Annotated in this window: 24 protein-coding genes; 2 read left to right on the top strand and 22 right to left on the bottom strand. The window is 37.2% G+C overall.

Annotated features, from left to right (window positions below; genetic code table 11):
• From CU635_RS22135 to CU635_RS22040, 22 genes are all read right to left on the bottom strand, one after another.
• Positions 1-834 (bottom strand): GNAT family protein (locus tag CU635_RS22135; protein WP_101579528.1); only part of this gene is annotated, 834 nt, incomplete at its 3' end.
• Positions 835-868: 34 nt separating this feature from the next.
• Complete coding sequence (locus CU635_RS23585; protein WP_180955512.1) at positions 869-1021, bottom strand: YwzD family small protein; 153 nt, start codon at positions 1019-1021, stop codon at positions 869-871.
• 29 nt (positions 1022-1050) lie between these two features.
• Entirely contained in the window at positions 1051-2142 is a 1092-nt protein-coding gene (gene galE / locus CU635_RS22130; RefSeq protein WP_101579527.1) for a UDP-glucose 4-epimerase GalE, read from the bottom strand.
• Between the two features lie 28 nt (positions 2143-2170).
• On the bottom strand, positions 2171-3370 hold the full coding sequence (locus tag CU635_RS22125) for a glycosyltransferase (protein WP_101579526.1): 1200 nt from the start codon (positions 3368-3370) through the stop codon (positions 2171-2173).
• An 84-nt stretch (positions 3371-3454) separates the two neighbouring features.
• Positions 3455-4195 (bottom strand): glycosyltransferase family 32 protein, encoded by a 741-nt coding sequence (locus CU635_RS22120; RefSeq protein ID WP_101579525.1) that lies wholly within the window; start codon positions 4193-4195, stop codon positions 3455-3457.
• Between the two features lie 56 nt (positions 4196-4251).
• Positions 4252-5325 (bottom strand): EpsG family protein, encoded by a 1074-nt coding sequence (locus CU635_RS22115; protein WP_101579524.1) that lies wholly within the window; start codon positions 5323-5325, stop codon positions 4252-4254.
• A 39-nt stretch (positions 5326-5364) separates the two neighbouring features.
• A complete protein-coding gene (locus CU635_RS22110) occupies positions 5365-6267 on the bottom strand; it encodes a glycosyltransferase family A protein (RefSeq protein ID WP_101579523.1) in 903 nt (300 codons plus the stop codon).
• 35 nt (positions 6268-6302) lie between these two features.
• A complete protein-coding gene (locus CU635_RS22105) occupies positions 6303-7370 on the bottom strand; it encodes a glycosyltransferase family 1 protein (RefSeq protein ID WP_245917562.1) in 1068 nt (355 codons plus the stop codon).
• 49 nt (positions 7371-7419) lie between these two features.
• Entirely contained in the window at positions 7420-8487 is a 1068-nt protein-coding gene (locus CU635_RS22100; RefSeq protein WP_101579521.1) for a glycosyltransferase, read from the bottom strand.
• Positions 8450-9616: a glycosyltransferase family 4 protein gene (locus tag CU635_RS22095; protein WP_101579520.1), complete on the bottom strand. Its 1167-nt coding sequence runs from the start codon at positions 9614-9616 to the stop codon at positions 8450-8452. Before CU635_RS22095 ends, CU635_RS22100 begins: the two co-directional genes overlap by 38 nt.
• Before the next feature lie 27 nt (positions 9617-9643).
• Complete coding sequence (galU, locus tag CU635_RS22090) at positions 9644-10522, bottom strand: UTP--glucose-1-phosphate uridylyltransferase GalU (protein ID WP_101579519.1); 879 nt, start codon at positions 10520-10522, stop codon at positions 9644-9646.
• A gap of 17 nt (positions 10523-10539) precedes the next feature.
• The gene (locus CU635_RS22085) at positions 10540-12360 is read right to left on the bottom strand and encodes a polysaccharide biosynthesis protein (RefSeq protein WP_101579518.1); all 1821 of its coding nucleotides are present in this window, start codon (positions 12358-12360) and stop codon (positions 10540-10542) included.
• 30 nt (positions 12361-12390) lie between these two features.
• Positions 12391-12531, bottom strand: a complete 141-nt coding sequence (locus tag CU635_RS23580; protein ID WP_180955510.1) for a hypothetical protein — start codon at positions 12529-12531, stop codon at positions 12391-12393.
• Between the two features lie 265 nt (positions 12532-12796).
• Positions 12797-13465: a CpsD/CapB family tyrosine-protein kinase gene (locus tag CU635_RS22080; protein WP_308303536.1), complete on the bottom strand. Its 669-nt coding sequence runs from the start codon at positions 13463-13465 to the stop codon at positions 12797-12799.
• Positions 13443-14177: a YveK family protein gene (locus tag CU635_RS22075; RefSeq protein WP_245917561.1), complete on the bottom strand. Its 735-nt coding sequence runs from the start codon at positions 14175-14177 to the stop codon at positions 13443-13445. Before CU635_RS22075 ends, CU635_RS22080 begins: the two co-directional genes overlap by 23 nt.
• 607 nt (positions 14178-14784) lie before the next feature.
• On the bottom strand, positions 14785-16575 hold the full coding sequence (locus CU635_RS22070) for an ABC transporter ATP-binding protein (RefSeq protein ID WP_101579530.1): 1791 nt from the start codon (positions 16573-16575) through the stop codon (positions 14785-14787).
• 44 nt (positions 16576-16619) lie between these two features.
• Positions 16620-18374, bottom strand: coding sequence for an ABC transporter ATP-binding protein (locus CU635_RS22065; RefSeq protein WP_101579516.1), 1755 nt, complete (start codon positions 18372-18374; stop codon positions 16620-16622).
• A gap of 218 nt (positions 18375-18592) precedes the next feature.
• Positions 18593-19048: a TlpA family protein disulfide reductase gene (locus CU635_RS22060; RefSeq protein WP_101579515.1), complete on the bottom strand. Its 456-nt coding sequence runs from the start codon at positions 19046-19048 to the stop codon at positions 18593-18595.
• Positions 19049-19160: 112 nt separating this feature from the next.
• Positions 19161-19703 carry a peroxiredoxin gene (locus tag CU635_RS22055; protein ID WP_101579514.1) on the bottom strand — a complete coding sequence of 181 codons (543 nt, stop codon included), beginning with the start codon at positions 19701-19703 and terminating at the stop codon, positions 19161-19163.
• 195 nt (positions 19704-19898) lie between these two features.
• Positions 19899-21035, bottom strand: coding sequence for an N-acetyldiaminopimelate deacetylase (locus CU635_RS22050; RefSeq protein WP_245917560.1), 1137 nt, complete (start codon positions 21033-21035; stop codon positions 19899-19901).
• A gap of 104 nt (positions 21036-21139) precedes the next feature.
• On the bottom strand, positions 21140-21850 hold the full coding sequence (gene dapD / locus CU635_RS22045) for a 2,3,4,5-tetrahydropyridine-2,6-dicarboxylate N-acetyltransferase (protein WP_101579513.1): 711 nt from the start codon (positions 21848-21850) through the stop codon (positions 21140-21142).
• A 68-nt stretch (positions 21851-21918) separates the two neighbouring features.
• A complete protein-coding gene (locus CU635_RS22040) occupies positions 21919-22803 on the bottom strand; it encodes a transcriptional regulator CcpC (protein WP_101579512.1) in 885 nt (294 codons plus the stop codon).
• A 99-nt stretch (positions 22804-22902) separates the two neighbouring features.
• On the opposite strand from CU635_RS22040, the gene CU635_RS22035 reads away from it, so the two are divergent.
• Entirely contained in the window at positions 22903-23637 is a 735-nt protein-coding gene (locus CU635_RS22035; RefSeq protein ID WP_101579511.1) for a sulfite exporter TauE/SafE family protein, read from the top strand.
• Between the two features lie 568 nt (positions 23638-24205).
• Positions 24206-24631, top strand: a complete 426-nt coding sequence (locus CU635_RS22030; protein ID WP_101579510.1) for an SRPBCC family protein — start codon at positions 24206-24208, stop codon at positions 24629-24631.
• The last annotated feature ends 355 nt before the right edge of the window (positions 24632-24986 follow it).

The following is a 24986-nucleotide window of genomic DNA, read 5'->3' as shown; positions in this document are numbered from 1 at the left end:
ATGAATCCGCTTACACGTTTTAGGTGGAAATAAATTCCGCCAACAAATGCTTGACTCAAACTTAAGCTCTAGATAGTTTGTTTTAGAAGCCCCTAGATGGTAATGTGAATATTCTTTACCTACAATAACCATTATTCCAGCGATAATTTCATGATTAAATTGTGCAAAAAGTAAATAGGTTTTGCTGATACTAGTATCCTTAACTTGTTCTATAAAATAATTTTCATCAAAGTAGTAGTAACTAGCTGCTTTATTTCTATCCATTGTTTCTTTATACATTTGAATAAATTTATGAATATTATCTAAATTATTTTCACCAATAAAACATGAAACATTATTCATTTTTGCTTTCTTAATATTCCGTTTGTTCATAGATGAATAATTCTGTCGTATTTCCTCTAAAGAAACTGTTAAGTCTACCGACGTTGTCTGCCTGATATATTCAATATCCATGACTTTTTCAAATATCTTATTATTCTTATATAATGGGTGAAACCTTATTGTTTCAGCTATTATATTATTTAATGAACAATATTCACAAAATAACCGGTAAAATTCCAATATTGATATGTCACTTCCTTCTACTAGTGGACCACCATAACCATAGGGAGTTACAATATCATAAGTTTCCTCTTCATACGCGACTTTCCTTTTTATAAAGGGATAGAATATTTTAGTTGTATTATCTTCAAAGTATGCAGCAAATAATTCACCATTTTCTTTATTGGCAAATAATTTCCCATACTCATATGAATAGTAACAGTCTATATTGATAAAAGTTTTCAGTAATACATTCCATAGGGATGCTTGATCAATTATTTTAAAACAAGACATTTTACACCTCCCATAAAAAATTATAAAAACTATATTATTTTGCTGTGTTTACAGCAGAAATAACCTGTTGTTTAATTTCTTCTATTAATTCTTTGACTTCTATTTTGTCAGATTCCTGACCTTTCATATAAATCTTTATTAAGATTTCTTGCAAACTCTTTTGAGTCAATTTTTCAGAAATATCCATTAGTCTGCCTCACTCACTTTTCCAGTTTTTCAGTGCACTCGATTAAATAAAAAGTCCCCGCTATTCTTTAGTAAGCGAGGACTTTCTATTTCAGCCAATAATTCACTGTGATTGTTATATCCGTTCGGGTTATTTGCCTGCCATCTCCAAGAGTCTTCACACATTTCTTCAATATCTTTCTCAGCAACCCATCCAAGTTCTCGTTTTGCTTTGGAAGGATCAGCAAAGCAAATGGGTGCATCACCTGGTCTAGGATTCACGATCTTAAAAGGAATGTTAATTCCAATTGCTTTTTCAAAGGCGGAAACCAGTTCTAATACACTATAACCCTTGCCAGTCCCAAGATTAAAAGCATCTACACCGGTAAATTTCGATACCTTTTCCAGCGCTCTTACATGTCCCGCTGCAAGATCAACAACATGGATATAGTCTCTAACACCAGTACCATCTATAGTTGGATAATTATTTCCATACACACTTAATTCATTAAGTTTCCCTACTGCTACTTGTGTAATAAAAGGCATAAGGTTATTTGGTATTCCATTTGGATCTTCTCCTATAAGACCGCTTCCATGTGCACCTATTGGATTAAAGTACCTCAATAGAGCAATGCTCCAGCTATGATCCGACTCATAAAGGTCACGTAAGATTTCTTCAATCATTAGCTTCGTCCGGCCATAGGGGTTCATTGCCCTAAGTGGAAAACCTTCAGAAACAGGAAAACGGTCAGGGATACCATAAACAGTTGCTGATGAACTAAATACTAAGTTTTTCACATCAAATCTTTTCATGATATTGCAGAGGATTACTGTACTTGTAATGTTGTTATGGTAATACCAGAGTGGTAAAATGACTGATTCACCTACTGCTTTAAGACCAGCAAAATGAATTACAGCTTCGATATTGTTTTCAACAAACACATTTTCTAACCCTACTGCATCTAACAAGTCAACGTTATAAATTTTAAAATCTTTGCCTGTTATAATACCCACACGCTTCAATGATTCTTGTTTACTATTTATATAATTGTCAACAACTACAATTTCATATCCCGCATTTAACAATTCAATACAGGTATGACTCCCGATATATCCTGCTCCTCCGGTTATGAGTACTGCCATAAAGTCGAACCTCCGCTATCCCTTAATCTTAAGACTCAATCAATTTATATAATTTTTGTATTTCACTTTCGTTACCATAATCCATCCTTAGCACATTTGCTATAAGTCTATCTCTTATGGTTTTATCTTCAATTAATGTTCTAATTGCGGTTACAATACTATCAATATCTAACGGGGTTATAATAGCATCATGTCCATCACACGCTTGACTTTTGGCAGTAGGAAAATTAGTAATTATTACGGGTTTTCCTAAAATCTGTGCCTCGCGGATCGTAACTGCCTTTCCTTCATACCTTGATGGCTGTACATAAATATCACAAGCTTTTATATATGGGTAAGGATTTGTCTTTTTCCCCAATAAAAAGAATCTGTCTTGAAGTTCCAGTTCATTTATTAAATTCTCTAAATCAGTTTCAAGAGGCCCATATCCAACCACATACCATTCAATATTATATCCGGCGTTCACCAACACTTTACAAGCTCTTACAGCATCATCCAAACCTTTTGCATATGTTAGTCGACCAACTGTAACCAATGTTGTTTTTCCACGTTTTTTTTGAATCTCTTTTGGATCCTCTGCATTAGCCTGTTCTCTAATAAACTCGGGTGAAAGAATGTTTTCAATTACAGTTGTTTTTTCTTTTAAATCAGGGTAAATATTTAAAAATGTTTTTGAACAACCTTCTGAAACTGCCACTATTTTGTCCAATTTATTCCATATTCTGGCATCGAGTTTCTTATTTACGTGAATATTTGAGTAATCAGTGTGGATCCATCCAATTCTTTTTTTAGCTCTTACCTTTTCACTTACAAAATAATGTGGCCATAGAAAACCTATGGCCACATCATACTCTTTATTTAGTTTAGGAAGGAATCGATTTGTTAATTCCCATCCATATTGAATTGTCAAGTAGCCTGGTTCATCAATGTTTTTCATTTTCCCATAAAAAGAACCTATATACTTTGCCATTACTCTGGATATTGCAATTGAAAAATGTCCTTCCTTTGCTATCTGATATATTGGGTTCCTGAACGATGAATATAGAGGTATTTCAGGCAACAAAGTAGGACCAGATGGTATAAATGGAAAGAAATCTCCTTCATGCTTAAATAGCATTAAATCTACATCATATTTTTCATAATCAATTTGATTTAATAATCCAATGAGACTTCTCTCAACACCGCCAATCGCCATATCAAAAGACGATATTAGAATATTTTTTTTCATTTGCAATACCTCTTATCATGTATCATTTTCACTTATTCCTTTGAACTCGCATTGGTCTGAGTTTTATTTATACATATGTTTTTCTCATTTATTTTTTATTACTTTCCTTATAGTAGAAATAAAAAATGGGCCGACAAAACGACTAACCATCCTTTTCACGTTACTTTTAACTCTGGTACTAGTTGGTAACCAAGATTGGGCAAAATGATGAATTGTGTAGCTTTCATCAGTAATATAATTCCCTCCGTTAATGTAATCATATGGGCTAAAGAATGTACGTGGATATATGACAACTTCATTTATTAATGTTTGTAATTTACCATTATTAATTAAATTAAATTCGCCACATATTTTTGTCATTATATAAGTATTAGTTGTCAAATCATATGCACCATCAGGTTTTATAAAACTTTTATTAGAATAATAATTAAGAAAGCTCCCAATAATACTATGTCCTTTAACGGCTCCCATTGTACCTGATTGTAAATACATATCATCTTCAAATCCTAAAAAGGCATCGTGGACTAAAAAGCGATCAAGAGATTTGATTACCTCTACATCAGTATCCATATAAATCCCACCGTACCGGTATAGAGCAAATAATCTTACATAATCACTAACAAAAGCAAATTTCTTTGCTTCATACGCTTCTCTAACAAATGGATTCGAATTAATATCAAAGTTACTTTCATTCCATTCGATAAACTTATAATTTTTCAGATGATCTTTCCAGCTTTTTATGCACTTTGCCACTAGCTTGGGTTTTTCCCCTTTACCAAACCAGCAAAAATGAATAATGCGTGGAATTTTCTCAAAATCATTCATAATTAAAACCTCATTCCAATACTTGTTTAGTTTAATAACTATAGTGATCTGGTAATCTAATTGACAAAGATTAAATAGTCACTCTTATAATAAATTCCAAGACTAATAACTTGTTCATAAAAGAAATAAATAAAGTAGCAGACTAATAAGGAGTAATAAATAAACTTTCTATTACTTTCTTTAAAAAGATAAACTATCCAGGAGATTAGAATTAAATTGTACAAACTGAAATATATATTAAATCTTGCAAAAATCCAATTTTGAGTCGCAATAAGCATAAATGTCAAACTTATTATAGATAAGTTTACAATATAATCACTTTTAGGCCATAACTGTCTGAGTTTATCTCTTCCTAGATAGGCTATTATTACAGGTACAGAATCAACCATAACCCTAATGATGTTTGCACCACCTTCTGAAAAACTACTATAATGCCCATATTGTGTATCTTCTAAAGCAGAGAAAAGTATCTCTGAAAATTGATTGAATCCCATAACTATTAAAACAGCTAAAGCTAATAGGATAAAAGTGATCTTAGTCCATGCCTCTCTTCTAACGATAAAATAGATAGGCAGAAGAACTAAAGCACTTGTATGAATTGTTGATGTAACTAAAATGATTATTAAATATTTTTTGAACTCTCCGTTTAGTAAATATTTTGTTGCACAAAAAATGATTGTAGCTGCTAAGAATTGTCTAATTCCGTTCATTGACACGGTAAACATTCCGGAGGTTATATAAACATATAAACTTAATTCAATCATTCTTGAAAATTTAATTAGAACAAGGACAATAAGTAAATTTGAAATAAGTGCTGTGGTAAAAATAAGGAATTGAGGATCTTTGGAGATACTTTGCAAAATTCCTTGAAAGATATTAAATCCAAAGTCTCCTTTAAACTCAATGTTTTGCAAACTAAAATCTTTATTTGCATAACTATGCATATACATAAAAGTATCACCAATATTATTTCGTAGACCTGATATAAGAACTAAACAAGCTAGGGAAAAAAACAAAAAGAGTTTATTTGGCTTTACAAAAGGAATACCTTGGGCTTTAGGATAAGAAAAATATCTTGCAAACAACGAAGATATATATACTACAATAAGATTAATCCATAAAATTGCCATAGGATAATATCCTTTCAGAGAATAATTAATTTGATCTTACTAATTACTTTTTAGGACTGTCTTCTTTCCTGTATTCTTAATATAAAAGTAAAGAACAATTCCAAAAGGTATTGCAAATAAAGTAGTCATTTGGTTGGGAGATTCAAACAAAAATTTAAAATTCTTAATCATAATATTGCTAGAAACGTAATGAATGGACTCTCGAAACCTTTCTTTAAAAGAAGGAGCATATTTCATAGCAACTTTTCTAAAAAAAGAAAAGCCTCTAGGGTTTCTTTGATATTGTTTTATAATATTCATGCTCGATCCATCTGCCAAATATTCAACATGGCAAAGGATTTCATTCATAATGAGCAATGGACATAGTTGATCAATTAAAATATATTTGTAACTTAGAGGACAGTATTTTTCTCCTGGAAAGATAGGATAAGATGGTGTTTTTCTTATCAATTCTGATCTGTATACCAGTTTTTTATCTCCTTTCACCTTATTTTTCCCATATAGATCTGAAAGTGTAGATGTCACCAAGTTTTTTGGCATGCTGGTTCCAATAATTTCTCCGTTTTTAGTAGCATCTAACCCAACAATACCCGCATACCTTTCACTTCCATGTTCTTTCCAAAACGAGGTGATCTTTTCTACAGCATCATCAGGCATATAATCATCGGAATCAATACAAACATTGAGCTCTGTTTTAATTAATTCATAAGCTGTATTGTGTGCACCGTGCATGCCTTTATTTTCTTGGTATTGGTACCGGATTGGAACAATACTTTCTAAAATCCAACTCTCAACTAATTCCTTCGTGTTATCTGTAGATCCATCATCAATAATTAACCAAACAAAATCTTTGCACGTTTGTCTTTTCAAACTTTCGTAACATAAATGAAGGGTATACCCACGGTTAAATGTTGGAGTGAAGATAGTTAGAATCTGAATCATGGCAAAATCTCCAATCAGTGTTTTCTATCTGATTTCTAAACCTTTTCTATATAATATTTAGATAAGCTGTTGGCCATCGTAACAATATCGTAACCATTTTTAATTAATTGTTGAGATGTGTCTGTATGTTCAAAAGATAAATTGAGAATTTTGTCAGCCCATACTTCAGGTGAATCCCTTATATTTAAGTATTTTACTAGTCCCGTTAGATTGCTTTCTTTTGAAATTGTGTCTGATACAACACATTGCAAACCAGCTGCCTGTGCTTCTATCAGAGCAACTGGTGCCCCTTCAAAAAAAGAAGGGAAAAGGAATAAATCCATTGCTTGCATAAGCTGGGTGATATCTTTCCTAAGCCCCAAAAATTTCACAGCTGAATGTAATCCTAAGTTAGCTACTTTCTTTTCTATTGTTAGACGTGTATCACCTTCCCCAACCAACAATAGCATTGAACTTGGATGTCTTTTATGTATTGATTTAAAAACATCTACTAGGAATTCATGGTTTTTAGACTTATGAAATCTACCTACATGACCAATAACGAGTTGATCTTTTATATTCAGTTTTCCCCTAGTATCGATTCTAACTTTCTCGTTATATTTAAATTCATCCAAATTAATTGCGTTTTTTAAAATTGTTACTTTATCTGCATCGATTTTTTTTTTCCCAAATAACCATTCAGCTGCATTATTTGAACAAGCAAAATACTCGCTTGGATTATTTTTCATAACCGTTCTTGCATATAGCCTAAAGGGCAGTTTATAGTCGATACCTAAATCACTTGTATGGCTATGCGCAATCCTACATTGAACACCCGCACGTTTTGCTGCTCTCAAAACAAAACTGCTGTTTTCGTTTATATGAGCGTGAACTACCTTATATTCTGGATGATTTGCAAAAAAGTCATCAAGAAGCTTGAAGTATAAACGATAATTTCCAGGCTTTATTTGTGGCATCCGATAGATCTTTCCACCTAGGTTTAAAATTTCTTGATCGTAATGCCCTTCTTCATCTCGATGAACCATAAAATCAAACTGAATTTTGCTGCGGTTTATTTGTCGGTAATAATTCATAAGCATCGTTTCAAGTCCACCACGATTCATAATGGTAACGACCTGAAGTATACGTATCGGTTTCAAGTTTTCCTCACCTCTATCTCACGATTTTTCGGAGCTGCTGTATGGCTAATAACATAAAATATAAGCCCCCTGCAAATCGCATTTTTGCACAAAAATAAAACGCCCTCCAAACAATTGAAAATTCCGATAACTCCAATTGTTTGAATGAACGTTTTATACGTTGATCATTTAAAATATGGCTTATTTTCCTAAGCTTTAGAAAAGGCGGTGAATTATTTGCAGTACTGATTGTATTTAATCCAAGCCCAAGTGTATTAAGACAAATACGATTATTTAAGGCTTTATAGTAGTCCTTATTCATACTTTTATTTTCTATAAATTCACTAATTTTCCCATAGAGATTAAACCATTGATCTATAAGGTTTGGGTTATAGCCAGCTGAAACTGAAGAACTATTATTTCTCCAGTAATGATAGTATGGACTATTTAAGAATACAAATGATTTAGCATAATAAAATGCTTCAATGTTAAAAAGAGAATCTTCATTAGTACCAATTTCCATTAGATCTGTAAAAAGGAGGTTATTTTCTATCAACATTTCTGTACGGTATATTTTTGACCATACCGTTCCCCAAGCATCAAGAAATTCTGGATTTGCAACTTCTTCATTTAATGGACCCACTAATCGTCTCAGAATTTTTGCATTTAACTCTTCCTTATCGTATTGTACCTTTTCAGGCAGATTGAAATTCTTTACTTTAGAATGACTTCCAAACTCTCGTACGTAAGTACACATAACTATATCTGCATCTTCTTTTAAAGCAGCATTATACATTTCTTCGTACATTTTCACATTAATCCAATCATCTGAGTCAACAAAACCAATATAATCCCCTGTAGCAAATCTAATTCCATGATTTCTCGCAGATGAAACACCGCTATTTGGTTTATCAATTACTTTCAATCGATTGTCCTTTACCGAGTACTCTTGCAAGATCTTTCCACTCGAGTCTGTTGAACCATCATTGATAGCAATAATTTCTATCTCTATTAGAGTTTGAGATAACAAACTATCTAAACATCTCCTAAGATAACTTTCCACGTTATAAATAGGCACTACTATACTTACTTTTGGTCTCATGTTCTTCCCCCACTATATACCCTGAATAAATTTCACTAAGTTCTAATCCTACCCGGGCCAGAGAGTACCCTTTTACAATTTTCTGACTTTCTATCCCCATTTGTGTTAAGAGCTCGCTAGAGTGAAACAATTCGATTAACCTAGAACTAAACTGGTGAATGTCATTTGGTGGCACAATGTACCCATTTAGACCATTTTTCACGAGTTCAGAATGTCCTCTATTTACGCTTGCAATAATAGGTAAACCACATGACATAGCCTCCAGAATATTTACAGGGAGTCCCTCTCTTAAACTTGATGCAACAGCTACATCACTTATTTTTAATAAAGTGACTATATCAGTTCGATATCCAAGAAAATCGACTTTCCCGATAACCCCCAGTTTGATAGCAAGTTGTTTACACTCTTCTAGCAGAGGTCCGTCTCCAGCTAGTAAAAGTTTAGAATAGGGTATTTCATCTTTAATTCTAGCTAATGACTTAATTAATAACTGCTGGTTCTTATTTTTATTAAATTCAGCAGCGTAAAACATTAAGAAATCTTCATCATTGTATCCATATTCTGTCCTCAAAATAGACTTGTGAAAAGTTTTTACTGGGAAAAAGAGGTCCGTATTAACCCCCACCCCATGAACATGCTTTATAGTTTGAGCTTTAAAATTTTTCTTGTTTGCTAAATTATTATCCTCTTCATTTATGGTAATTAGACAATCTGTATATTTAGCAAGCACCTTTTCAATTGGATAGTAAAGAAACCAGTTTAAAATAGGTGCACCTTTACAAAAATGAAAGCCATGCGCTGTATAGATCAATTTAGTACCGTTATTTCTAGAAAAACGAGCGGCTAATCGCGCCAGTACACCTCCCATTGGAGTATGGCAGTGGATAATTTGATACTTATTTTGATCAATTATGTTCTTTAGTTCCTTATATGCAATAATATTTTTCATGCTAAAGGGTGATCTTTGTATTGGGATATTATATTTTTCATCAACATATGGAAGCATCATCTTACCGGATGCAGCGACATGAACTTCCCATCCCTGGTCTTTAAACCATTTAAGATACGGTAAATGAAATGCCTTAAAATGATAGTCAACCGTTGCACAAAACAACACCTTTTTTTTCATTAAACATCATCCATCCATTTTAGCTATTTATCTAATAAGCTCCTTGTCTATAACTGTTGTCAAATAGTCCAGCAAGTTTTTTCTCAAATCCTCGCGCTGTAGTGCAAACTCAATTGTCGTTTGAATGAACCCCATTTTTTCTCCTACATCATATCGAACACCATCAAAATCATAGGCATATACTGCTTCGTATTTGTTCAAACCTGCGATTGCATCTGTTAATTGTATTTCTCCGCCAGCACCCGGATCCTGATTACCCAGTATATCGAAAATTCTCGGATTCAGGATATATCTGCCCATAATAGCTAGGTTCGAAGGCGATTCATCTTGTTTTGGCTTCTCTATCAAGCTATTAACACTGTAAAATTTATCTTCAATCATATTCCCATCGACGATTCCATAGCGTGAAACCTCATGATCTGCTACTTTTTGGACACCCAATATAGAGGCATTGTACCTTTCATACTGTTCGATCATTTGTTTAAGGCACGGTTTTTCTGCCTGCACAATGTCATCACCTAAGAGGACTGCAAATGGCTCATTTCCAATGAATTTCCGTGCACACCAGATTGCGTGCCCGAGTCCCTTTGGCTCTTTCTGCCGGATATAATGAATATCAACGAGTTTTGAAGATTTTTGGACTTCACCAAGCAGTTCAAATTTTCCTTTTTCGAAAAGGTTTTGTTCTAATTCAAAAAAATGGTCAAAATGATCTTCAATGGCTCTTTTTCCTTTTCCTGTCACAATGATGATATCTTCGATCCCTGATTCGATGGCCTCTTCGACAATATACTGGATCGTTGGCTTATCCACGACTGGCAGCATTTCTTTTGGCATAGCTTTAGTTGCTGGCAAGAACCTCGTTCCGAGTCCTGCAGCTGGTATAATCGCCTTTTTTACTTTCATGTTACACACTCCTAAACCTAAATTGGCAATAATGTTCGGGTTGAATTCCGGTTATTTGCTAGGGACACTAACCTATCCCTTAGTTCTCCTTTTTCCATGCTTGAAAACGTTGCAATGATTTCCTCGATTTCTTGAATATATAGTTCGGAGGTTTTACCTATATAAATTTTCGGATAGACTTGCTGCTCATGAACTTCTTCTTCCTTCAGTAACTCTTCAAACAGCTTTTCTCCTGCTCTTATACCCGTGAATTCTATTCCTATGTCATCCACTGAGTATCCAGAAAGTTTAATCAAATTCTTGGCAAGATCGACAATCTTGACTGGATCTCCCATGTCTAAAACAAAAATCTCACCACCATGTGCTAGAGCCCCAGCTTGGAGAACTAACCTAGAAGCTTCGGGAATGGTCATGAAATAACGGACCATATCGGGATGCGTTACTGTAACTGGTCCGCCTTTTTCTATTTGCTTCTTAAAGAGCGGGATAACGCTGCCGCGGCTACCCAATACATTCCCGAATCGGACCGCAACAAATTTTGTTTCGCTGTTTGCATCCATGGATTGGATAATCATTTCTGATAACCTTTTCGTGGAACCCATGACACTTGTTGGATTTACAGCTTTATCCGAAGAGATCATGACAAATGTTTTGACATCATGCCAGCTTGCCGCATTAGCCGCATTTAAAGTTCCAATCATATTGTTTTTTACAGCTTCTTCCGGATTGCGCTCCATTAACGGTACATGCTTATGGGCAGCTGCGTGGTAAACTACATCTGGCTGATATGTACTCATGACTGACATCATTTTCTTAGCATCCTGCAAGTCGGCGATTTCAGGTATGAATTCAATATTTGAATCGCTAAAATTTTCTTTTAACTCCATCTCAATTGAGTAGATACTATTTTCTCCATGACCCAATAAAACTAATTTTTCAGGATTAAATCTTGAGATTTGCCGGCAAATTTCTGAACCGATTGAACCTCCTGCACCTGTTACCAATACCACTTTATTAGTGATATTTTCTGAAATACTACCAATATCCAAAACGATCTGTTCTCTTCCTAACAGATCTTCCACCTGTACATCTCGAAATTGGTTAACCGAAATCTTTCCAGTCATTAGATCCTCAAGCATGGGGAGAATTTGTGTTTTTGCTGTAGTTTTTGCGCATTCTTGAAAAATGATATTCAATTCCTTTTTACTTAACGATGGAATGGCAATCACAACGTTCTCAATATATAAATCTTGAACCGCTTTTTCTATTTCTCCAACTCCCCCGATTACGGGAATACCTAGAATATCAAGATGATGTTTTTTTTGATCATCATCAATAAATCCCACTGGATTTAACCCTGCTTCATTGTTTTTTAATAATTGCCTTGCCACCATTGTGCCTGCAGAGCCTGCTCCAATTATGAGTGTTCTTTTTTTATTATCGTCTCGATTCAGTAATGAATCCCGATACATTCTCCAACAGAAGCGGGACCCGCCGATAAGCAAAATATGCAATAGCCATGTTACAGCCAGTAACCGGAAATATGTCTCATTCAATATCAGTTGCTGGAGGATAGCTGCGGTAATAATAGAAGCAGTCACTGCTTTAAGAATTATGAATAATTCCCCAACACTCGCGTATTCCCATGACTTTTTATAAAGATTAAATGTAAATGAAAAAAAATGATGGCTAACCAGGATTGTTAAGGAACTGATGATAATGGGCAGTGTTACTACATGAATACTGGAACTCACTAGAAATCTGCTAAAAAAAATAGCGGTTAAAACAATGCATGAGTCAATAATGATAAATAATGAGAGCCTTTGTCGGTAGGTCATATTTTCCCTCCTTTCTAAAAGATTTTAATTTTAATCAATCATTAATTGTCTCTTCTTGATGGCATAGTCAATCAATTTTCTGATTTCTTCCAGCTGTTCCTTGGTTGCATCCTGATTGATATACCTAACGGCTTTCTTAATCGATTTAGGGAATTTATCAAAGTCTTTCATTATTACAACTCCTTATAAATAAAGTTCTTAATTATATGATTTTCTTGAAAGCACATAATTAAGAACTTTAATTAAAAATGTGGGCATCTAACCCGTCCTCACACCACACTACCGACGACTCGCGTCTAAGGTTCTTCAACCCACAGCATGATCGAGTGCCTCCATTGATAACGGCAAGGAGACATCACCCAAAATCTTAATAAAACTCATAATATTAACGCACAAAATATTCTTTATAACGAACAAGAGGAGTAAAAAAAAAATCCTAATTATATTCATTTAAAATAGCACCATAGAACTTCGCTTTTGCGAACTTCAACGCTTTTATCGCTTCAATTGCTTTTTCCAATCCCGTTTTGCCTTTACTTATCACAAGTATGACGCCATCGCATTTATTCGCTAATAGCTTGGAATCTGAAACATCATTTACTGGTGGTGAATCAATTAAGATAGCATCATATTGCTGTATTGTTGTTTCTAACAGTTCTTGCATCCTTGACGACCCGAGTAATTCTCCAGGATTAGAAGGAACGGTACCACTAGTCAGTATTTCTAATCTACCTATCTCCGTTCGGTAAACAGCTTCTTCAAAATTAGTTTTGCCGTTAAGAACATTAGTTAATCCTACTTCATTAGAAGTCTTAAAAATGGAATGAAGGACTGGTTCACGTAAATTCGCATCAATCAAAAGCACCTTTTCCTTTTGCTGTGCCATTGATACTGCCAGATTTGCTGCAGTAGTGGATTTGCCCTCACCTGTACACGGAGATGTAATAAGCAAGATGCTTTTTTTTCCCCCAGTTGAAAAATGAATATTAGTACGGATCGTTCTAAAATGCTCAGATATGATAGAATCGGGATTTGAATATGAAACCAAGTTTCTCTTTTGTACCCTACCGAATAATTTTTGTTTATTTAGAAACAATTGTCTCACCTCTATACTTATGTACCAATTGATGATGACTTCGCTTTTTAGTATTCTTCCTATTCATTCTAGGCACGCGTCCTAAGACTTGTAGACCTAAAAAATCTTCGATATCTCGTTCTGATTTTATTGTTCCATCTAATGACTCTAGAAAGAAAGTTAATCCTATTCCAGCTATCAACCCGAATAAAAAAGCGATAATGATTGTTTTATTCTTATTTTCATTTATAGGGTAAGGATTCACTTTCGCGTCGGAGAGGTATTTAACATCGTTGAAATTTACAATTTTAGGTATTTCTTCCTTAAATACTTTTGCAGTAGTATTCGCAATGTCTGCGGCTAGATAGGCATCAGAATCGACTACATTGATACTTACTACTTGTGAACCTTCTATACTTTGAACACTGATTTGTCCAGCTAGTTCCCCAGGTGATTTTTCTAAATCCAACTCTTTAATTACTTTTTCCAACACAGTTGAATCTCTAATAATGACCTGGAGAGTTTTCATATACTCGGCATCTGCACCAATAATAATTCTTGTTGATGACTGATAAAGATACGTAGTGTTTAAATTGCTATAAATTATACCAACTGAAGTTGAAAGAATTGTAAACACTAAAATTACCCAAAATCTCTTCTTTATAACATTGAACAACTCTTTTAGGTTAATATCCTTAGCTGGCTTTTCATTAATATTATTCATATGCTTTGAATTTGTCATTGAACCACCTTAATAACAGATTTGTTCTAGATATAAAACATAAAAATTTTTAAAAAATTACGTTTGCTATTTCTATTTCAACAAACTCATTTTAGTTCTTTATAAAGAACATGTCAAGAGCGGCCTTGTTATTTATTTTTACATTTTAGAACTATTTATTTAATAGTTTCCTATGGTTTCTTGAATGTTTAGTCTAAGCAAATTGAGCTTTTCCTTCCTTTAGAAGATCACCTTTATCGGTATAATTTCGAGGTTGTTCTTGATAAAGAATTCCTGATTGCTAAACTGGCGTCATGCTACCCTTCAGTTTATTCGAGAGTCGCTTTTCTTTAATTCATTTTGCATATTCATGTGAAGGGCGCTTGCTCTTAAATAAGTATTAAAAAGTTTTCTTAATTATGACATGAGCTAAAATAAGTTTTGCTTTTTATACCATATGATTCCGATTTCTCTGTCGCCGAAAAATTTAAAAAAATACCCGCATCCCCTCAGCGATAAACAAATTTAGTATTTTCGCCCGAAGCACGAGATCAAGGCAACAAAAAAACAGAGCAGCCACAAAAAAGCCAGGCCTGCCCTGTTATTAGTTATCTCGCATTTCTCTGCCCTAAACGGCATTCAGCATGTTAAATTGCGCTTTTACCAACTGATAGTAGTGTCCTTTAGCTTGCATTAGCTCATCGTGGTTGCCGCTTTCAATGATTTGTCCATGGTCAAGGACAAAGATTTTGTCCGCTTCACGTATCGTTGACAAGCGGTGGGCAATCATTATTGCCGTCCGTCCGTTGAGCAATGTTTTTAAGGCTGTTTGGATCTTCATCTCAGTTTCGGTATCAATGCTTGCTGTCGCTTCATCAAGAATCAAGATTTTCGGATCAGCAAGCAAAGCTCTCGCGAACGAAAGAAGCTGCCTCTCTCCAACCGACAGGACATTTCCTCTTTCTTCAACTTCTGTTTCATAGCCTTTTGACAGCTTTTGAATGAACGCATCCGCACCGACTGCCTCTGCCGCTTTTATCACGTCTTCTTCTGATGCATCCGGGCGGCCAAAACGGATATTTTCCATAATCGTCCCGGAGAAAATAAATGTGTCCTGCAACACCACACTAATTTGCTGCCTGATGCTGTGTAGTGAGACATCCGTTAAATTATGCCCGTCGATTTTGACGGCACCGCTGACCGGATCATAAAACCTGCTGATCAGGCTGGCAATTGTTGTTTTTCCAGAGCCTGTATGACCTACAAGAGCAACCGTTTCACCAGCCTTAATGCTCAGATTAATCCCGTTTAAAGCAATGCGGTTTTCATCATATGAAAATACGACATTTTCAAAATCAATATTCCCTTTTATATCCTGTAAATCGACGGCATTGCTTTTTTCTGAGACAATTGGCTGTTCATCGAGAAATTCAAAAATTCTTTCTGAAGACGCCATCCCCATCAATAACTGGTTATACACCATACCAAGCCTGGAGATCGGTTCCCAGAACATGCCTAAATAAAAAGCAAATGACACGAAGACGCCGATGGACAGATCGTTCCCCTGGATTAAATAAGTACCAAACCAGATGAGGACAGCTGTGCCGAGTGCATTTGTCAATTCGACAAGCGGCCGGAACATCGCATTTTTTTGCGAAGCTTCCCGCCAGCTTTCAAAGGTTTCTGTATTGATTCCATCAAAGAAAGACATGTTTTCCCGCTCCTGGGTGAAGGACTGGGTAACTCTGATTCCCTGGATGCTTTCATTTAAATGCGAATTCAGCTTTGACTGCTTCAAGCGCACCGTTTGCCAGGAACGGCGAATGTTTCGGCGCAGGCTGGTCGAAATGAAGAACATAATCGGTAAGATCACCATAACGGCAAGCGTCAATTCTGGACTCAGCGTAAAAAGAATCACAAAAATGCCGATTAGCAAAATCATATCCATTAATAAATTGATGACACCATTTGTGAACAGCTCCTGCAAGGAGTTGATGTCATTCATAATCCTGACAAGAATAGAACCAGCCGAGCGTGATTCGAAAAAGCGGTGTGACAGACCCTGTACATGCGTAAATAAATGCTTACGCAAATCGAAAATGACACTTTGGCCGAGCTCATTCATCCAGCGGATCCGAAAGATGTTCGCTAGATAGGAAGCAGCGTATAACCCGGCAATAATAAGAATGAGCATCACAAGTAAATTAGCATCTTGATTTTCAATCGCCTTATCAAGCGTATATACGCCAATTAATATCGGAATGATGAGCCGAACGGCGGTCGTAATCAGAACCATGATGATCGATAAAGGAAGCAAGTTATTCCGGTATGGCTTCATATAGCTAAATAAACGGGCCATTTGCTTCCAATTAAAAGGCTTCTCAATAACCTGGTCAGTCGAATACTGGAACCGTTGCATTACGCGTTCGTTTATCTGTTTCTTTTTCAAGATGTCGCACCTCCTCAGCCTGTTTGCGATTGCAGAATTCTTTGATGATCCTTGTATTGGATATCAAAGATACGCTGGTATGGGCCTTTGTTCTTTAACAATTCATCATGGATGCCCCGTTCAGCAATCCGGCCGTTTTCGAGGACGAGAATTTCATCCGCATGTTTTAAGGACGAAATGCGGTGGGCGATAATGATCGTCGTTCTTCCCTTCATTACCTCCATCAACCCTTTTTGGATGTTAAATTCGGTTTCCATATCGACTGCGCTCGTCGCATCATCCAGTATTAATATACTTGGGTCTACACAGATTGCCCGCGCAATCGCGATTCTTTGCTTTTGTCCACCCGATAAACCCATACCTCTTTCACCAAGCATCGTATCATAGCCGTCCGGAAGCTCCAGAATAAACTGATGAGCCTGGGCTCTTTTGGCTGCCTCAATGATTTCGTCCATTGTCGCTTCCGGGCGCCCGTATGAAATGTTTGCTTTTATTGATGAGGAAAACAAAAAAGACTCCTGCAATACGAAGCCAATATTGCTTCGCAACGATTTCAACGAGTACTCATTAACATTTTTCCCATCAATTACAACGTCCCCGGCCACAGGCTCATAAAAACGCGTCATTAGTTGGGTAATACTCGTTTTCCCCGAGCCTGTCGAGCCGATCAACCCAATAACCTTGCCTGGAGCAGCTTCAAACGAGATGTTGTAAAGGGCATCCTTCTCCTCGCTTCCATAACGAAGGGTTACATCATCAAATTTAATTCTGCCATCAAGCTTTTCTTTTATAATAGGCTGCTCTTTTTCAACAATTTCATTGTCCACTTCCAAAATCTCAAGAAGCCGTTCACCTGAGGCTTTTGCCTGTGAAAATAAATTGATGACGAAGCCGAGGTTCATGATTGGCCACATAATATACCAGACAAGGCTGTAAAACGCCACCAATTCGCCCGGGTTCAGGCTGCCGTTCATGACAAGAAAGCCGCCGTACGAAAGCAAAAGCACTACGCTGATGTTTCCGAGGAACTCCATTAAAGGAAAATATTTTGCCCAAATCTCAGAGGTAAACAAATATTGGTCCCGATAGTCGCTGTTTGATCGATTAAATTTTCCAATCTCAAAATCTTCGCGAGACAGTGATTTTACGGTATTGATCCCGCTGATGTTTTCCTGAACCTTCGTATTCAGTTTCCCGAACGACTTACGAATCTCCCTGAAAGCTGGATGAACAGCTTTATCAAACTTGTAAACCACGATGGCCAGAAATGGCAAGGTGGCAAGCGTAACAAAGGTCAGTGATGGCGAATAATAAAACATAACCGAAAAACTGAAAGCAATCAGTAAAGCAAAGCGGATCAGTTCAGCAAACCCCATCGACAAAAAGAAGCGGAACCCCTCCACATCCGCCGTCAGGCGCGACATCAAATCGCCTGTTTTCGCATTATCGTAATATCTGAATGGCATAAACTGCAGCTTCTCATATAAGACGTTTCTTAGCTTATAAACAGAAGTTATCCCAAATAAATCCCCTGTATACTGGTGAATATAAGTCGCTACCCCCTTGACAATCATGATTGCGATAAACCCGACTGCCAAATATGGAATCCAATCATATTGCCCGCCGAGAACAACCTTGTCAATAGTCAGCTGCAGAATCATCGGATAGACAACGGTAATCGCTGTCATCAATAACAGGAAGACGATTGACCAAATAAAATAATTCTTATAAGGCCAATAATACTGTTTCAATTTTTTAAAAGTCTCCATTCATTTTTCCTCCCCTCTCTTGCAGTAAACAATTCAGAAAAATAAAAAAGAACGTAATAACAAATATATCGGTTTTCGAAATATTTATCCACCCCTTTGCGTTATTTTTCCATTTTTTTATTCGGATAATTTTTAAGCATTTTCGCGATATTGGATCTTTGGGTAAAAAAATTCGTAAAAAAAGATTGACCGAATCCGGTCAATCTTTTTAGCGTAACTTATTCGCTCTTTTCCAGTTCATCAAGCACTCTGTTGACACGTTTTTCAAGCATTTTCATTCCGCTGCCGCCCGCCTGGAAGTGTCGGAGCTTACCTTCCTTGTCAAATACATAGTAGGCAGGAACGTACTGATTTTCAAATGCTTCTGTTAATTTATGCTCACTGTCAACAAAGATCGGCTGGCTGATCCCGTGTTCTACAGCGACCCGTTTAATTTCATCCAGGTTTAAATCGTCTTCTGAACGAGGCATATGGACGGCAATCACATTCAGCTTATCTTTATAATCGTCCCTAAATTGGTTTACCTGCGGCATTGCCTCTTTACATAAGTGGCAGCTGATCGACCAAAAATGGATTAATGAAGGTTTGTCACCGACGAGTTGAGCTCTTGTTACCTGACCGTTTAACCATTCTGTTGCACCGTTTAATTCCGGCATTGGTTCACGTAATTTCATCTTAAACGACTCCTTTATTTTCGCAAAGTATCTCTGCTTCCTGACATAAATGATGCGAGAAAAGACCTAACATTGGTTAGGTCTTCCTTGATTGTTGATGTGACGCTGATGATTAAAGTGTTGCTTGGCCAGGCTTCCAGTTTGCCGGACATAGTCCGCCAGTTTGAAGAGCTTGAAGAACACGTAAAGTTTCATCGACATCACGGCCAATGTTGTTATGGTTGACAACGGAATACATTAATTCGCCTTCTGGGCTGATAATGTAAAGACCGCGCAGCGCGACGCCTTCTTCTTCAATCAATACGCCGTATTCACGGGCTACAACATGGTTTGTGTCAGCTGCAAGCGGATAGTTCAGGTCGCCAAGTCCATTATCTTTGCGGTCTGTTTTAATCCAGGCAAGATGAGTATGAATCGTATCAGTAGAAACACCGATAACTTCGGCATCCAAGTCTTCAAATTCATCATAGCGGTCAGATAAAGCTGTAATTTCAGTAGGACATACGAAGGTAAAATCCATTGGATAAAAGAAAAGAACAGTCCACTTGTCATTCTTCATATTTTCCTCGAGACTCACTTTTCCGAATTCTTTGTTTGCCAATACTGCGTCCATTTCAAAACGGGGTGCTTGTTTTCCTACCATACGTTCAGGCATGTTGAAATCCCTCCATTATTGTTAGTAAATGAGCAAACTCTGAAAGTTTGTCCCATTAAATCCTCAACATTGTCCATTATAGTGTAAATCATATTTGGAGTCAAAACTAAATAGGAATTAATCTAAATAGTTTTAGCGTAAAAATCCCATTGAATGTTCTGCCCTTATAGTTGGGAAATTAAGCAATCTTTTATATCAATTTTGAGCGGATTTGAATTGCAGATAGTCTGCAATAAAGCTAATCGCTTTTTCAATTGCCGCTTCATTTGGGTTAAGCTTCGCATGATGAAGACCATATTCAGAATCAACACCGAGCCAGAACATAAACCCGGGGATCTCTGCCAGCATATAACCAAAATCTTCGCCGGTCATCGCTTCTTTACAATGGATGACATCGATCCCAGAACGTTGCTCGGCATATTCAATAAATTCCCTGGTCAAAACTTCTTCATTATAAACCTGATGGTACATGGAGCCATAGTCGACAGCTGCCTGGCATTGATAGCCGGTTTCAATCCCATTGACCAATGCGATGATCCGATCTTTAACTCGTGCCATTGACTCGGCGGAGAGGGTGCGAATCGTCCCTTCCAACCGAGCCGTCTCCGCAATCACGTTTTGTACGGTACCCCCGGTTATCTTGCCGATCGTCACAACCGCACTGTCAAGCGGGTCAACGTTTCTTGAGACGACCGATTGCAGTTGTGTCACTAAAGCACAGGCTGCAACAATCATATCATTGGTTTGATGAGGGTATGCAGCATGTCCGCCTTTTCCCTTTAAGTCAATAAACAGTTCGGAAGTATTGGCAAAAAGAAGGCCTTCTTTTACCCCAATCGAACCGACCGGATATTCTGGAGCAATATGGAGAGCAATGATCATATCAGGCTGCCATCCAGCCATAATTTCTGACTTTAACATCGGTTCAGCCCCGCCCGGTCCTTCTTCGGCCGGTTGGAAAATAAATAACAGATCATCATCGATTGCCTTATTGACAAAATGGGTGATCAAGCCGAGCGCGATACTCATATGAAAATCATGCCCACAGGCATGCATGCGTCCTTCATGTACTGAAAGGCAGTCGAGTCCGGTTTCCTCATGTATCGGCAGCCCGTCAATATCAGCCCGGTAGCCAATAGTTTGCTTCGGCTTTATTCCTTGTATTTTCACGAAAAGCCCAGTACGCCATTTCTTTATTTCGAGCCTTTCCTGAGGCAATTTGGAAAGATAATCCAGTAAGTATTGCTGCGTTTTATACTCTTGAAAACCAAGCTCGGGAATTTGATGAAGCTCGCGGCGAATTTTTATAAATGGATTAATGGCTGCAGTCACTTTCTTCCAGCCTCCCCTCACATGTATTTAGTACGGCGGTCAAAATTGAAACAACCCTGCCGCATCAACAGGCGACAAGGTCGGTAAAGCCCTTTGGCTTAATTTTAGAGCTGGCGAAGCTCTTGTTTAATTTCAGTTTTCGATTTTGTTTTTTCATCGATCTCTTTAATGACGCGTGCAGGTGTGCCAGCAACAACTGTATATGGCGGAACATCCTCAATAACAATTGCGCCTGCAGCAACAACAGCACCTTTCCCTACTGTCACGCCTTCTAAAACAACTGCGTTCGCACCAATCACAACATCATCTTCAACAATGACCGGCTTTGCGGACGGTGGTTCAATAACACCAGCCAATACAGAACCAGCACCAATGTGGCAATTTTTCCCAACAGTTGCACGGCCGCCAAGAACAACATTCATGTCAATCATTGTTCCTTCGCCAACAACAGCACCGATATTGATGCTTGCTCCCATCATAATAACGGCGTTATCGCCAATTTCAACCTGGTCGCGGATAATCGCACCCGGCTCAATTCGCGCTTTAATATTTTTCATATCCAATAATGGAATCGCTGAGTTGCGGCGATCATTTTCAATGACATAGTCTTCGATTTTTGTAGAATTTGCTTCAAGAGCCGAACTGATTTCAGACCATTCTCCAAATATAACTCCTGTATTTCCGTTTATAAAAGTTTTGGCACTTGCACCAAAATCAATCCCTTCGAGGTCCCCGTTTACATAAACCTTTACCGGTGTAGATTTCGTGCTATTCTGTATGAACGAAATGATTTCGTTTGCATCCATCATCTTCATTGAAAATCCTCCTATTATGTACATGCTAAAAATACTTTATCAAACAAAAGCGTTGAAAACAAGAATTTTTACTGGACAGATTCTGCGATATGTTCCTGGATCAATGCAGCGAATGCCTGAACCTGTTTAAGCTGGAAGTTGGACTCATAACCAAGAAGCCACGTATCCCTTTTCAGCGGCTGTTTATGTTCATCTAATAACGGGATTTTAAAAATATCTTTATCTTCACCATTCAGGGTGATCGCCGGGAGAATTGCATATCCGATCCCATTAAATGTCATCTGCTTGCATGTTTCAATTTGATCGACGACAACTGTTCTTTTCGGGGCGGTTTTAAACTGGTGCAGCCACCAATCTTGAATTTCCTGATAATAGTTGGAGTCGCTTTTAAATTGGATGAACGGGCGGTCTGTTTCCAATACCTGCTCCGGCTTTGTAATTTCAGTATCAACAAGATAAAGCTTATCTTCAAACAAGTGAATTTTAACGCCCTTCCAATCAGGTGTGCCCCTGATAATTCCGATATGGGCTTGATCGTCATAAAGAGCTCTTAATATTTCACTGCTCCAGCCGGTTATAAGCGAAATTTTCACTTGGGGATAGCGGCTGACAAACTTCTTCAGGACAAGCGGCAGCCAATTTTGCCCGACAATTGAAGCGACGGCGATTTTCAATGTTCCCGACACTTCTGAGTTTAAAGCATGGATCGACTCACGTACCTTTTCTTCCTTTGCGAGCACTTCATTTACGAATTTAATGACATGCTCCCCGGCCGGCGTAAGTGTCAGGCCTTTTTGCGAGCGGATGAACAGCTTTACTTCCCATTCTTTTTCAATATTCTGCAGACGCTGTGATAATGCCGGCTGCGACACAAATAATCGTTCAGCCGCTCTTCTCATATTTTTTTCCTGGGCAAGCACCGACAAGAGCTGAAACTCGGACAATGAAGACATCTAAAAGCTCCTTATAAGTTTTTCTTATATCATATGTTCATATTTTTAAAATATCATTATCACTGGGGAAAATCTATAATAATGGAGGGTGGTGAGATCATGGAGCATATCGCTTTAATCGGAATTGGATTGATTGCTGCTTTTATTGGGACGCTTGCCGGCAGCGGCGGATTGATCGGGATGCCGTCGATGCTGCTGTTAGGCATACCCGTTCATACTGCGATTGCCTCCGCAAAATTTTCGAATATTTTCAGCTCCTTCTCGAGCTTTTTTGTGCTGCTGAAAAGAAAGCATATTTCCTTTAAATCTGCGATAAAAACAGCTCCGTTTGCGCTTGGCGGAGGTGTTTGCGGCGGGTTGTTGGCTAACTCGATTTCTGACAAAACAATGACGATTGCCGCGATCATTCTATTAAGCTTTGCATTCATTCTTACGTTCGTAAAAAAACCACAGCAACAGGAGATAACGTCTGCTGAGACAGAAACCGATATTTATCCATATTTATTCGGGATCAGTGTATACGATGGCATGTTTGGACCGGGACAGGCTACCTTGCTAATGTACACATATTTGCATAAAGGCCTCTCCTACATCAAAGCCATGGCATACACCCGCTTCCAAACCTTTATAAGTTGTTTCGGAGCACTATTCTCTTATATTGCCGGCGGCGCGTTCGATTTATCGATTGCCCTATATCTGTCGACAGGATCAATCATTGGAGCCCAATTGGCAGTCAGAATGGCGGATCGGGTGTCGGTGAGATACTTAAAAAGGCTCCTCCACTTGATTACGATCCTGCTGATCATCCAGCTGATATTCAGGGCCTTGACTTAACATCGAAAGAACAAAACATTTTTTCAAAAGGTGTTCCCTACAATTGTTGTAAAAACCCAAAAGTCCAAAGTACAACAAAACACTAACATATAATGGTTCTTCCTCTTTTGTGTTTATATAGTTGTATTTCCGCCAATAACTTTCACAGTCCGCACCTAAATTGTTTAGTATATCGTTAGACATCAGTTGTTTAGACAATACTTACACTTCCTTTTAAATACCTTATTCTAAATTTAAATCCTAGTATCAATGAGTATTACATATAATATTACCATATAAAACCAACAGGGCTAATGGCAAACTAACCTGTCGGTTAGTGGAATAAAAAAGCTGCCCAGAAAAGAGCTGCCAGATCTTCAAGTAACGCACCCGTTAGTTTAAGTACATTTCTTCACAATGGTAGGTTAGAAGATAAAAGTGCTTCGTCTTGAACATAAATTCTTTCCTATCTATTGATTATTAACTATTTAGAATAGTATAACTTCTCAAAATCACTTACAATATAGTCAAGCACCTATTTTGGAAAAATCACTAAACAATATTCGTATTAAGAGAGGAGGTAAATGAAATGGAAACATCCAAAAAAATAACAGTAGAAACGACAGTTCAAGCACCAGTAGAAAAGGTATGGCAATATTGGACAGAGCCAACTCATATAACAAAATGGAACAAGGCTTCAGATGACTGGCATACACCATTTGCTGAGAATGATCTAAGATCAGGTGGGAAGTTCGTTTCAAGAATGGAAGCCAAAGATGGCAGTGCTGGTTTCGATTTTGGTGGAATTTATGATGAAGTAAAATTACATGAGGTTATTGCTTATACACTTGGTGATGGAAGAAAAGTTAAAATCACTTTTAAAGGTCAAGAAAACGAAACCGAAGTAATTGAAACTTTTGATGCTGAAACTACGCATCCGATTGAGTTTCAACAACAAGGATGGCAGGCGATTTTAAATAATTTCAAAAAATATTCAGAAGAAACAACCATTTAAAAAAGCTGCCCTAGTTATCACTTTTATAGGCCACAAAAATGAATTAGTGGCGTGTCTGTGGCTATGAGTACTCACCACGGATACTGCCATTTTTTATTTTTATGATTTTCGTAAGAAGTCGCGGTGTCTGCACCCATCTTGGGCAACTGTCCATTCAAAGTGCCTGACATCTTTCTTTCAAAAAGTTAAGGCGTTAGCAGCCATCTGTTAAAAAAATAACTCTTCAACTTTTCTCCACATGATTGTGATAACAAGTTTTATACAGTCTAATGAAGGTCAAGTACCTGCCCCGTTAGCATTCCTGTAGATCGCTAATTTTGAGCTTTGATAAAAATAGGGCTCCTCAGTAAGATAT

Origin of the sequence: Bacillus canaveralius (assembly GCF_002860125.1) — a bacterium.
Taxonomy (GTDB): Bacteria; Bacillota; Bacilli; order Bacillales; family Cytobacillaceae; genus Bacillus_BJ; species Bacillus_BJ canaveralius.
This window is presented reverse-complemented; position numbering and strand designations above follow the sequence as displayed.

Excerpts from the sequence above, each read along its gene's own strand:
- CU635_RS23585 (WP_180955512.1), bottom strand. The coding sequence starts at position 1,021 with ATGGATATTTCTGAAAAATTGACTCAAAAGAGTTTGCAAGAAATCTTA.
- galE (WP_101579527.1), bottom strand. The coding sequence starts at position 2,142 with ATGGCAGTACTCATAACCGGAGGAGCAGGATATATCGGGAGTCATACC.
- CU635_RS22125 (WP_101579526.1), bottom strand. The coding sequence starts at position 3,370 with ATGAAAAAAAATATTCTAATATCGTCTTTTGATATGGCGATTGGCGGT.
- CU635_RS22120 (WP_101579525.1), bottom strand. The coding sequence starts at position 4,195 with ATGAATGATTTTGAGAAAATTCCACGCATTATTCATTTTTGCTGGTTT.
- CU635_RS22115 (WP_101579524.1), bottom strand. The coding sequence starts at position 5,325 with ATGGCAATTTTATGGATTAATCTTATTGTAGTATATATATCTTCGTTG.
- CU635_RS22110 (WP_101579523.1), bottom strand. The coding sequence starts at position 6,267 with ATGATTCAGATTCTAACTATCTTCACTCCAACATTTAACCGTGGGTAT.
- CU635_RS22105 (WP_245917562.1), bottom strand. The coding sequence starts at position 7,370 with ATGAATCGTGGTGGACTTGAAACGATGCTTATGAATTATTACCGACAA.
- CU635_RS22100 (WP_101579521.1), bottom strand. The coding sequence starts at position 8,487 with ATGAGACCAAAAGTAAGTATAGTAGTGCCTATTTATAACGTGGAAAGT.
- CU635_RS22095 (WP_101579520.1), bottom strand. The coding sequence starts at position 9,616 with ATGAAAAAAAAGGTGTTGTTTTGTGCAACGGTTGACTATCATTTTAAG.
- galU (WP_101579519.1), bottom strand. The coding sequence starts at position 10,522 with ATGAAAGTAAAAAAGGCGATTATACCAGCTGCAGGACTCGGAACGAGG.
- CU635_RS22085 (WP_101579518.1), bottom strand. The coding sequence starts at position 12,360 with ATGACCTACCGACAAAGGCTCTCATTATTTATCATTATTGACTCATGC.
- CU635_RS23580 (WP_180955510.1), bottom strand. The coding sequence starts at position 12,531 with ATGAAAGACTTTGATAAATTCCCTAAATCGATTAAGAAAGCCGTTAGG.
- CU635_RS22075 (WP_245917561.1), bottom strand. The coding sequence starts at position 14,177 with ATGACAAATTCAAAGCATATGAATAATATTAATGAAAAGCCAGCTAAG.
- CU635_RS22070 (WP_101579530.1), bottom strand. The coding sequence starts at position 16,575 with ATGCAACGGTTCCAGTATTCGACTGACCAGGTTATTGAGAAGCCTTTT.
- CU635_RS22065 (WP_101579516.1), bottom strand. The coding sequence starts at position 18,374 with ATGGAGACTTTTAAAAAATTGAAACAGTATTATTGGCCTTATAAGAAT.
- CU635_RS22060 (WP_101579515.1), bottom strand. The coding sequence starts at position 19,048 with ATGAAATTACGTGAACCAATGCCGGAATTAAACGGTGCAACAGAATGG.
- CU635_RS22055 (WP_101579514.1), bottom strand. The coding sequence starts at position 19,703 with ATGCCTGAACGTATGGTAGGAAAACAAGCACCCCGTTTTGAAATGGAC.
- dapD (WP_101579513.1), bottom strand. The coding sequence starts at position 21,850 with ATGAAGATGATGGATGCAAACGAAATCATTTCGTTCATACAGAATAGC.
- CU635_RS22040 (WP_101579512.1), bottom strand. The coding sequence starts at position 22,803 with ATGTCTTCATTGTCCGAGTTTCAGCTCTTGTCGGTGCTTGCCCAGGAA.
- CU635_RS22035 (WP_101579511.1), top strand. The coding sequence starts at position 22,903 with ATGGAGCATATCGCTTTAATCGGAATTGGATTGATTGCTGCTTTTATT.
- CU635_RS22030 (WP_101579510.1), top strand. The coding sequence starts at position 24,206 with ATGGAAACATCCAAAAAAATAACAGTAGAAACGACAGTTCAAGCACCA.